The following is a 10,189-nucleotide window of genomic DNA, read 5'->3' on the forward strand; positions in this document are numbered from 1 at the left end:
AGGAGGGATCATTACCTCTTGTCGTTGGTCTATTGTAAGAATTTCTTTTCCATGCAAGATTTTCACGCTTTTCTTTGGTTTTCATACTCCTTTACCCTTCGATAAAAAGTATTAGGCTTTAAATTAAGACGCTTCATTCCTTCCGTCGCAGTGATTAATCCAGACTTCCATTCCGAATACACTCGAATGAAGTCCTCATTAATTTCGTACTTACGACGCCCGAATCGTACACCGTTATTCTTGGCCACTTCAATTCCTTCTGCCTGACGCAGCTTATTTTTTTTACGTTCTTGCTCAGCGACATAGGAAAGTAAACTTAAAAATTGGTCTTCCATTAATTTTCCAAGATCGCCCATAGTTCGAAATTTCCTACTATCAAAAAGGGTTTCATTTTCTAGGACTACAATATCTGCATTCAGCTCCCGAGTAATATACTTCCATTCCCGAATGATACCATCGTAATCCCTTCCTAATCGGTCCAGTGCATCAAGGTACAATAAATCCCCTTCCCGAATAATTAGAAGCATCCCTTGATACTGTGGTCGGTTAAAATCCTTTCCACTTTGCTTGTCAATAAAGATATAACGTTCTTCAATTCCAAGCTCCCGAAATTTTTTAAGCTGTCGTTCCGGGTTTTGGTCCTTAGCTGAAACACGAGCATATCCAATCTTCAAAATTAATAACCCCTTTCCCCTTTCTATAAAACTATTTATCAATATATGTCAAAAAGTATATCAATAAATTGAAATGTTTCAAAATTAAAAAACACACTTTATGACACGGTAATATTAACTGTTTTCTAACGTGTCACAAAGTATGCTTTTTGACAAAAATTATTAAAGGGGGTAGCGTTGGTGGGACCCCGTACTGGGGAAACGTAAAAACAGGAGTAGCAAAAGCTACTCCTGTTTTTTTAAAGCATCTACAAGTTGCTTAGCGTCCAACATTGACATGCCTTTTTCTTCTCTTAGATACTTTATAGTCTTAATGTCACCAAGAGTTTTCAATTTCTCCTGTGCTAAGGCAATTAATTCATCATTGTTTTCACTAGGCTTTGCAGTTTCCTTTCTTAAAACTTTAACCTTATTAGTTAAAACAACAATATAAATTAAGAACGCTACATTAAGAATGAATGATGTGATTAAACTCCAGATCAAAATGATACTCCTATCATTTTAAAAACCACATTCATTCCTTACGTTTGTAAAACCTGATAATTCCGCAATAAGGGCTGAGGGAGTTGCTACTTTTTCACCTGCTGTTGTAGCACCTACCAGTAGTTTTGCAGTTTCCCATGCTCCTCCCAATGCTTTAACATATTTCTTTATCTTAGTAAGTCTTGCAATCGGTATTGCATTCATAACAAGCAATTCGCTAATTGCCAAACTACAACTCCATACACTTTGTGTGCGAATTCTAGGTAAGGTCTCCATAAAATATTTTTTGATTTCTTCTGGGGATCCTTTTTCCAATAATTCATCAGGAATATGCTCGATAGCATCTAGCGCCGGTAAAAGTTCATCTGCGGTTGCTCTGCTCATTGGTGGGTTTTTTAGATTAACATTGCTTTCTACACTCTTAATTATACCACCTTCCAGTAATTTTTTTTCAATGTATGATTCATTCCTGAAAGTTACTCTTGTTTTCCGAAGAAATTATTCCCTCTTAAATAGTAAGTAAGATATATTGTAAAGTATAGAAAAATGTGTAAATTTAGTGTAGTATTTTAATAGTGTAAGAGAAAAAAGAGAGAAGAGGTAAACCTATGGAAAAACTTTTAAGGAAACTCGGGTTAACGATCATGGTAAGTGTTCTGTTATTTAGTGGTGTATTAGCATTTGTACCAAATGTATTTGCAGCAGAAGGAATTAATGAAGTTTATGAAGAAGGAGATGCAGTATGGGAAGATAACTATGATGAAGAGCCAATAAACGCCGCTGAAAGATATGCCTCTGATAGATATAGTGCAGAAGAGATAGCTATACTTTCTCAAATTGCTTATGAAAAATCTATTAATGAGAGTGAGGCTGGCGAAGGGAAAATCGTTCCGTTTGGAGCTAAATCAAAAGCTGTTATAAAAGTTTCTCAGTTACTTTTAAAAGGTGGAGATGAAGTTATTGATGCAGCTAGAGCCTTCAAAATTATTGATTCTGCCACTGCAAGAACATTTAAAAGCAATAGTGTAAAGATAGGGAATTTTTTGAAGAAGTTTGAAAATGCAGGGGCCAACGCAGCTAATGAAGTTCGTACTCAGCTTCCTGTATGGTTTAAAGATAACACAAGGGTTAGCAAAGGAGTAGCTGAAAATATATCAATCGCTGTAGCTTGGGCAATTCGCGGTGCTGATTGGTTATTTTTTTAGGAGTGAAATAGTATGGAAAATGAAACTGTTAGTGAATGGTTAGGAAGTAAAGGATTATCTAATACTGATATTGATTTCATTGAAACAATTTTGACTTTCACATCCACAGCAATTGTACTAGAGTCTAAAACAGAAGATATTAACAAAAAATTTCAAGCGACTTTTCCGGAAAAGAAAGCAAAAATCATGCCTGATTTAACCTACCAACAGTTTGAAGAAATATTACAAGATAATGGTTTGTCAGTCAATTTAAGCGAACTGTTGAAAAGGTTTAGCTCACAAGGTATTTGTGTGGAACTCTGTGAAAAATTGTTAAGAAAACAAGATGATAATTAACGGGATTAAAAATCTAAAAAAGGAAGCAAAGCGCTTCCTTTTTTTGTTACATATTCTAGCCTATCTTAGGCTAACTAGGGATACCAACAAAACCGATATGAACATTTTACTGTTGGACCCCTTAAAGTAAGGAAAATCGAATTTTATCATGTCGAAATTTGCTTAGCGTACAAAATTTCCGAAATGTTGGCTGTACCCCTATACGATACAAAAGATGTTGTGATTTTATATAGCTTCGTCTAACCTTTTTCCTTGTTCTTACTAACCATCTTGTCAATGTTAGATTCACATAATTTATACCTTGTCTAAATGCTTCACTTGGAGTGTATTTCATAAAGTAATTCATCCATCCACGAATGATGGGATTTAGTTTTTGTGACAGCAGCACTATATCAGTTGTATTCATTTCCTTTATTACATTTCGGATTTTCTCTCTAAAGTTTTTCCCAGCTTCTTTACTGACCGCAGGTGTAAACCCCATAAAGTATATCCCCTTTTGGCTCTTAACCATTCTCTGCCTAAAGCAATATCCCAGAAAGATAAATGAATGATTATCTGATTCCAACTGCCTATTATCTCTTTGACAGAAAACGATTTTGCTTTTCTCAGGATGTATTTCCAAACCAGCATAACCCATCTGTTCTATCAATCTGTCAAGTACATACTCCGCTTGTTTTCTGCTAACACAATGTATCAGTCCATCATCTGCATATCTCTCCCATGGACAATTTGGAAAATTTCTTACCATCCAATCATCAAACATATAATGCATAAATAGGTTCGCAAGAACTGGACTGATTACTCCGCCTTGAGGGGTTCCCGATTTTCTTTCAAAAATCTCTCCGTTTGGCATTTGAATGGATGTATTTAGGCATCTTTTAATATATAAAATAATCCAATTATCTTTCACATGATACGCTATCAATCTCATCAATCGTTCATGTTCTATATTGTCAAAGAGTCCTACGATGTCAAACTCTACAACCCATTTCATACGAAAACATCGTTTTCTCGCTTGTCCCACTGCGTCCAATGCAGATTTTCTTGGACGATAACCATAGGAATCTTCATAGAATATTGGTTCCACTAATGGCTCTATCCGATTTCTCAGAACCATCTGTGCCACACGATCTTCGATCGTTGGTATTCCTAACAGTCTCATTTTCCCATTCTTCTTTGGTATTTCCACTCCACGCACCGGCTTAGGAAAATAGCTTCCCGATGACATTCTATTCCAGAGCTTATAAAGGTTGTTTTTCCAATCTTTATCAAACTCATCTATTTCTATGCCATCTACCCCACCTGCGCCTTTGTTTGCCTTGACTGCCTTATAGGCATTCAGTATTTCATTCTGTGAAATCCGAAATGATTTCCCCTCTTTCATAAAATCCTCCCATTTTTTTTGGTTGTAATATTCAAGAAGTTTAATGACAGAACCCCTTCGCTCCACTGACATTACATCAGCTTCCCCACTACTACGAATTCTTCCGCACCTGTACTGCTCATCCCTACTTTCATACTCGCATATTTGTAAGCTTGTATTTTTCGGTTAACATAGCAATACAAGATTCTCCTGTTCCTCCCAAGAGCCTATGCCACACTCCTGTAACCTCAACACCGACAGCCATCTATCCAGTAAACAGGTTTCCGATAGATTTATCCCAGCGTCCACACAATACTCTGGTTTTGACTATACTTGTAAGTCTTAACGATGCTTCATCAGTTCTTCACTCTCGTTCAGCTTTGTGGCACCCAACTGACAGTTTCTTTACTGCCTTTTCCTCATACGCTCAATACCATAGCTTTTGACTACAGCACCTATGGGTGTTTTGCAATCTACACCTGTATGTCGATTGCGGAAGACCTACTTCCATCTCTTAGAAAGCATTGCTTTTGGGTTACTATAATTCTTTCAGCATCCTCTAGCATTCAGGACACACTATGTGATAAACTATTGTCGCTCGACATGAGCAGAACTCCTCTCGTTATTTGAAGTTGGTTTGACGGCCATCTTCTATTATAACGATTGGAGTTTTTTTCTAATACGACTCTACAAGTTTTATTTTCACACAGGCAGAGCCTGTGGTTTAAAAAGAGTAAAGTAAGTATCCGCCGGTAGAACCGGCGGTTTTAATTTCGCCCTATAAGGGCACTTTACCAACGAAGCCCCTAAAGGGACCTCTAAATTGACCGCCAACCGTTTACTCTCCCTACTTATCTTTAAATGGATCGACGTATTCTCGTTTGCTCATATTATCTCGCAAACGGTCCTCTGCTTCTTGCTCTCGTATATACTTTGCAATTGTTTTTTCGTTTAATCCAACCGTACTTACGTAATATCCTTTCGCCCAAAACGTTCGATTTCCATGATTATATTTTAAATTTGCATGTCTATCATGGATCATCAATGAACTTTTACCTTTTAAATATCCCATGAAATACGAAACAGACATTTTCGGTGGTATTTTTACCAGCATGTGTATATGATCTGGCATGGCATGTGCTTCCATTATTTCTACATCTTTCATTTCACATAGTTTTCTCAATATAGCACCTATATCTTTTCTTAATTTCCCATATACTACTTTCCTTCTGTATTTGGGAATAAATACGATATGATACTTACAATTCCATCTTGTATGTGATAAACTATTGTCGCTCGACATGAGCAGAACTCCTCTCGTTATTTGAAGTTGGTTTGACGGCCATCTTCTATTATAACGATTGGAGTTTTTTTCTAATACGACTCTACAAGTTTTATTTTCACACAGGCAGAGCCTGTGGTTTAAAAAGAGTAAAAAATCAATAAAAAAAGACTAAGTACAATTAACTTAGCCTTTTTTATTTAAAAGTACCTCTTTATATGCTTACCAGTATTGATCCAACTAGAGTAAAAATAGATACTATTACAATTGTATTCAAAATAACGTTTTCAGATTTTTTTGTTTTAAGTAAAAACATTAAAACCACCTCAGTTCATTTATGTACCTTTATTATAAAACAATATGACAGAATTTTCAATCTATTATATTATTCTTTAAAGGATTATTTAGAAAGTTTTGAACCGAGTATTTGCCCTCTTCAAGAATTCTTTCCTGTTCCCTTAGCGCTAGTTCATATTTTTGCTCCGTTTCAGCTATTTCTTCTTTTATACTATTTAACTCTTTATAATAGCCATCAATCTTTTCTTTTAATAACTCAGTCTTACTTTGAACAGCAGCTTCTTGCTTTTCTTTAAGTTGTTTATCTACTTCTATATTAATAAGTTCTTCTTTAGAATCATTTTTAAATCTACTAAAAAAACCTTTTGGTTTTTTCTTTAATGAAGCAACTAAAATTTGGTCTTGCCTTTCCAAGAGATAATTGCTCATAGAATCATTTTTAAGTTCAGTAACCTCGGATTTAGCATCAGCAATTTTTCTATCAATGTTTACTGACTCAATTCTTAAATTACTCAACATTTTCTCATATGATAATAACAAAACCGTTTGCTGCTGCATTTTTACTAACAATTGATTATTAAACTTATAAGAAGCTTCAACAAATTGAGATAACTTTTTAAGATCGTCATATAAAGGTGTATTTTTACTAGAAGGAACAGTTGTAGTTTTATGACCTAACTCAGTTAGTATTTCAGTTGTAGACAACCCCCCTATATCTATTAATATAGAGACTAAATGAATTTTAAAGATAGTATAATAACTTAATTTATAATATCTCCCTTGTTTTTCCGGCTTTATATAAATATCACTTAGCTCATGTCTTAAGTAATATCTTATAGTTGCATCAGCACGTCCAATAAATTTACTTGCTTCTACTGTATCGTAAGTTCGTTCATTACTCATACTTAAAATTTTTTCAGTCCAAATATAATCTTCTAATTCACGAATAATAGCAACATTATAAAGAGGATCAAGTTTAAATTCATCTTCTAATAATTCTCTCATAGAAATTTCACTCATTCACCGCACCTCCTACCACATTATATTGTCAAAAATGACACTTTACAATTGATTTTACACGGAAAGAACCAAAAAATCAAAGGAAGTAAACGATAATTTTACATACCATCAATGCAAATTACGCTTACATAAATCATCATCTTACAGCAATTCTATATAAACTTTATAAAATACTTTTGTAAGCATTACGTAAAATAAATATAATGTTACATAAAATTTATATCATAAATACGTAAGGCTTACATAAGTACATAAGATTAATATATAAATTACATCATTATTACGTAGTGTTTTCATTGGTAAAACCCATAGAGTACGTTAATTTCATGTTAATATACACTTTATCTATAAAACTCAACGTAAACATCACATAAAACAACCATTTACATAAACTTTCTCTTATAAAGAATGCGCTTTCCAAAAGAATTCAAGCGAATAGGGGAAACAAATAGATTATAATAGTATTATTGACTATAAATTAAGGAAGTAATGAGATGAATAATTATTTAACGAAAGAAGAAATTGATATAAATAAAATCTATGATTATAATTTATATCCTGACAGGATCAGTGGTAGATGCGACAATTGTAATATGGCACATTTTAAAAGTTCTATATCAAAGGGGAAACTACTTAGGGAATGCCGGAACTGTTCAATGAAAAAAAGTATCTAAGTCAAAAAAAAGCAAAGAATAGGACGATTCTTTGCTTTTTTTATCTTATTTTAATTCATTCTCATTTATTTGTTGTAAAATATCATCAATATCTATATCCTCATCATCAGTAGAAGAGGCTATTTCTCCAACCGATTCTTCAAAAAGATCTTCCACTCCTAGTTCTGCAGCCAGTTCAGAAAGATCAAAATCATCCTCTTCGTTAGTTTCACTAATTTGCTCAATGCCTTGGGACATATAGGTTATTTGTTTTTGTCTTTCTTTAAATTCGTTATATTCTTCCACTAATCCCTTAGCCAATCGCTTAGGAAATGCCTCCGCTTTAAAAAATGTATAAACAGTTACAGAAAAATCATTTTGTTCTTCAATATAACCAGAAAAAACAGTACCGTTTAGGGGTAATTTATTAATAATTTCATCTCTAGCATCATCAATAAAAGAACTACCAACTTTTAATTTTGAATCAATAATAGCTAAAATCCCTATATGGTGAATTTTGGCCATTTGATTTGTCTCTGGATTAATCAATTCTATAGGATCGTGAAAGCTATTTTTATCGAGAGACTCAGAAAACATTTTATTAATATCATGACCATTTTTTATTTCAGAAGCAGGTTTAGTTACCTTACTTATGAATAAACAACCTTGATGTTCTAAAATTGTTCTTCTAAAATCAGCACTATCAAAAGTAACCGAGGTTCCACCACCAGTAGTAGCAGTATTTAGTTCATGAAACTCTTCAACTAGTTTAATATTTGCATAGTCTCGGTAATTTTCAATTCCTTTTCTCTCATTTTCTAGTAAACTATTGAACTCTTCATACATTAGTTGGTTATCAGGATAGACTACAAATGCTACACCTTTATTAGGGTTTTTGGCAATATCGTCAATTTTTTTAGTGAAATTATTTACTTGTCTTAATACATCAGGACCATCCGCTCTAGTAGGGATAGTAGCCACTACACCAATCTTTGTAAATCGTTTACGAGCAATTTTAGTAGCTTCAATTAAGTATTTTTTTGGCTCTTTTTTTATTTCATCTATACCATATTTTTCTTTTAATTTATTAAACTCTTCTTGAATTTTAGGTTTATTGTTATATTCATAAAATTCTTCAATTGCCTTTACGATAGTAGAGGTACCCGTTCCGCCACCTAGACCAGCAAAAAACATTACTAAGTCGTCAGTCGGTCTAACTCTATCTTTTATGAAACCTTTTAGTTGTTCTTTAACTTTTTCATTTGTTTCTAAAATTTGCATTGCCTCTTCAGGATTTTTACCTAAACCACCCAGCTCTAGACTCTCTCTATTATTGGGAGTGATGTGCTTTAATCCCGCTAAATCACCATCATTACTGTTTAGTGCTAAACAATTATATACAGAAGTGCCATCAGCATTTTTTATAGCTGCAAATTGATCTGCCATTCTTGAACCGGCTTGTCCAAACCCAACCATAGTTATGTTAATAGCAGGTTTATTTTTTGTGAACGTTTTAGCCATTATCTCATCTCCTTATTTACTAGTAATCTTCTTCATCCATAAAGTCTTTGAATTACTTGTTTGCCGCGAATAGTTAAAAACAAATGCTTATATGGTGGAACAGCTTTATAATATATCAACGACATTGCTAACAAACGCTCAACTATTTTTTCCGCTTGTTTTCTATGTATGTAATCATCCTTGGAAACAAATGAATAACGTTTATTTTTTTCAACTCTATGTTTTCGTTCTACCTGTACTTTTTCAGATATTTCTCCAACTGTTACAATACTGTCCTTTTCGTTCTTTGCAATAAAGAGAAATACTTTTTTTAATACTGTGTCATTAGATATTAAATCGGTGAACAAATCTAATGTTTCTGGATCAAATTTTGTATTTTTATATTTTTGATGAAGCTCTAAGTCCAATATTATCCTCCTTTACTAAGATATTCTTATAATTTAAATATATAATAACCAATTAAAGTTACTAATTCAAGTGTCTACACTTTTAATAAATAAATTAACAAATGAAATACATCTCACAAACCCAATAATATCAACGTTTTACTCATAGTTACTAAAATAAGTTACTGTATAGATTGATTATAAGTTATCTCACTTTATTTTCATTAATTATTGCTTAAAAAAATAAATTTAATATTATCTAAAAGTCACAAATTAGTATTTTTAGTTATTTCGCTATCATTTAAAAGTATTTTTTATATTAAACGATTAATATAGTAACTATATTTAGTAACTATATTAAAAACCTTATATGACTTGATATTTTTTATATATTACAAGTTCTATAAGTAAGTAACAACCGATATGGTTACCACTATTAGTTACTACTTATTTAATTTGTTTTTTTTGGTGGATTTACATCTAAATTATATAAGCACTGCAAATACCAATCATATAAACCAATGTTTTACGTAACTCTTACATCAACTCAATAAACAATTTCCTTACTCTAAATATACTTTTTACATTAATCAAACATAAACGAGAGATTAACATGGTTTCTTCTAAAATGAAGACTTATAAGTCAGTTTATTCGCAATTAGATTACTAACTCGAATATAGATCACTCCCATTTTCATTGTCCTTCACCTATAAAATTTAGATGAAACAGTTCATTTTTTATTCACTTTTTTATACACTCGTGATTATATAAAAAATGCTGACTTTTTTAATTAATTTCAACTGCTTACGGATATCCTATTACGGATAAGGTTATTTGTCCGTGAGCGGACATCCTTAACAGAGGATGATGTTAACCCTTGATAAACTTATATTTTTTTAGGTTTTAAAACCCCAACTTCATATGTTTTTAGAGTTAGATAACACACATCATTTTATGTTTTTTGTACT

General features: G+C 32.7%; 10 protein-coding genes. 2 read left to right on the top strand and 8 right to left on the bottom strand.

Features of this window, described 5'->3' with window-relative positions; all coding sequences use genetic code 11:
* Positions 1 to 62 precede the first annotated feature (62 nt).
* The 3 genes from NST77_RS24930 to NST77_RS24940 form a co-directional block, all read right to left on the bottom strand.
* Positions 63 to 674 (bottom strand): recombinase family protein, encoded by a 612-nt coding sequence (locus NST77_RS24930; protein WP_047185750.1) that lies wholly within the window; start codon positions 672 to 674, stop codon positions 63 to 65.
* 225 nt (positions 675 to 899) lie between these two features.
* A complete protein-coding gene (locus NST77_RS24935) occupies positions 900 to 1,157 on the bottom strand; it encodes a hypothetical protein (RefSeq protein ID WP_061794319.1) in 258 nt (85 codons plus the stop codon).
* A gap of 18 nt (positions 1,158 to 1,175) precedes the next feature.
* Positions 1,176 to 1,541, bottom strand: coding sequence for a hypothetical protein (locus NST77_RS24940; protein WP_061794320.1), 366 nt, complete (start codon positions 1,539 to 1,541; stop codon positions 1,176 to 1,178).
* 224 nt (positions 1,542 to 1,765) lie between these two features.
* On the opposite strand from NST77_RS24940, the gene NST77_RS24945 reads away from it, so the two are divergent.
* Together NST77_RS24945 and NST77_RS24950 are read left to right on the top strand one after the other, a co-directional pair.
* Positions 1,766 to 2,362, top strand: coding sequence for a hypothetical protein (locus NST77_RS24945; protein ID WP_047185752.1), 597 nt, complete (start codon positions 1,766 to 1,768; stop codon positions 2,360 to 2,362).
* A 12-nt stretch (positions 2,363 to 2,374) separates the two neighbouring features.
* On the top strand, positions 2,375 to 2,698 hold the full coding sequence (locus NST77_RS24950; RefSeq protein ID WP_047185753.1) for a hypothetical protein: 324 nt from the start codon (positions 2,375 to 2,377) through the stop codon (positions 2,696 to 2,698).
* A gap of 121 nt (positions 2,699 to 2,819) precedes the next feature.
* On the opposite strand, the gene ltrA is transcribed toward NST77_RS24950, so the two are convergent.
* From ltrA to NST77_RS24980, 5 genes are all read right to left on the bottom strand, one after another.
* On the bottom strand, positions 2,820 to 4,082 hold the full coding sequence (gene ltrA, locus NST77_RS24955) for a group II intron reverse transcriptase/maturase (protein ID WP_341123832.1): 1,263 nt from the start codon (positions 4,080 to 4,082) through the stop codon (positions 2,820 to 2,822).
* 826 nt (positions 4,083 to 4,908) lie between these two features.
* Positions 4,909 to 5,364 carry an IS200/IS605 family transposase gene (gene tnpA / locus NST77_RS24960; RefSeq protein ID WP_095330205.1) on the bottom strand — a complete coding sequence of 152 codons (456 nt, stop codon included), beginning with the start codon at positions 5,362 to 5,364 and terminating at the stop codon, positions 4,909 to 4,911.
* Positions 5,365 to 5,715: 351 nt separating this feature from the next.
* Complete coding sequence (locus NST77_RS24965; RefSeq protein ID WP_341123833.1) at positions 5,716 to 6,660, bottom strand: hypothetical protein; 945 nt, start codon at positions 6,658 to 6,660, stop codon at positions 5,716 to 5,718.
* A gap of 719 nt (positions 6,661 to 7,379) precedes the next feature.
* Positions 7,380 to 8,834: a cell division protein FtsZ gene (locus NST77_RS24975; protein ID WP_341123834.1), complete on the bottom strand. Its 1,455-nt coding sequence runs from the start codon at positions 8,832 to 8,834 to the stop codon at positions 7,380 to 7,382.
* A gap of 32 nt (positions 8,835 to 8,866) precedes the next feature.
* Positions 8,867 to 9,241, bottom strand: coding sequence for a hypothetical protein (locus NST77_RS24980; protein ID WP_144545552.1), 375 nt, complete (start codon positions 9,239 to 9,241; stop codon positions 8,867 to 8,869).
* Positions 9,242 to 10,189 lie beyond the last annotated feature (948 nt).

The sequence above is a fragment of the Niallia sp. FSL W8-0177 genome, from assembly GCF_038006285.1.
In the GTDB taxonomy this organism is placed as follows: domain Bacteria; phylum Bacillota; class Bacilli; order Bacillales; family Cytobacillaceae; genus Niallia; species Niallia circulans_A.

What these genes read in the sequence shown, in the direction of transcription:
- NST77_RS24940 (WP_061794320.1), bottom strand. Translation starts at nt 1,541, where the DNA reads ATGAGCAGAGCAACCGCAGATGAACTTTTACCGGCGCTAGATGCTATC.
- NST77_RS24945 (WP_047185752.1), top strand. Translation starts at nt 1,766, where the DNA reads ATGGAAAAACTTTTAAGGAAACTCGGGTTAACGATCATGGTAAGTGTT.
- NST77_RS24950 (WP_047185753.1), top strand. Translation starts at nt 2,375, where the DNA reads ATGGAAAATGAAACTGTTAGTGAATGGTTAGGAAGTAAAGGATTATCT.
- ltrA (WP_341123832.1), bottom strand. Translation starts at nt 4,082, where the DNA reads ATGAAAGAGGGGAAATCATTTCGGATTTCACAGAATGAAATACTGAAT.
- tnpA (WP_095330205.1), bottom strand. Translation starts at nt 5,364, where the DNA reads ATGTCGAGCGACAATAGTTTATCACATACAAGATGGAATTGTAAGTAT.
- NST77_RS24965 (WP_341123833.1), bottom strand. Translation starts at nt 6,660, where the DNA reads ATGAGTGAAATTTCTATGAGAGAATTATTAGAAGATGAATTTAAACTT.
- NST77_RS24975 (WP_341123834.1), bottom strand. Translation starts at nt 8,834, where the DNA reads ATGGCTAAAACGTTCACAAAAAATAAACCTGCTATTAACATAACTATG.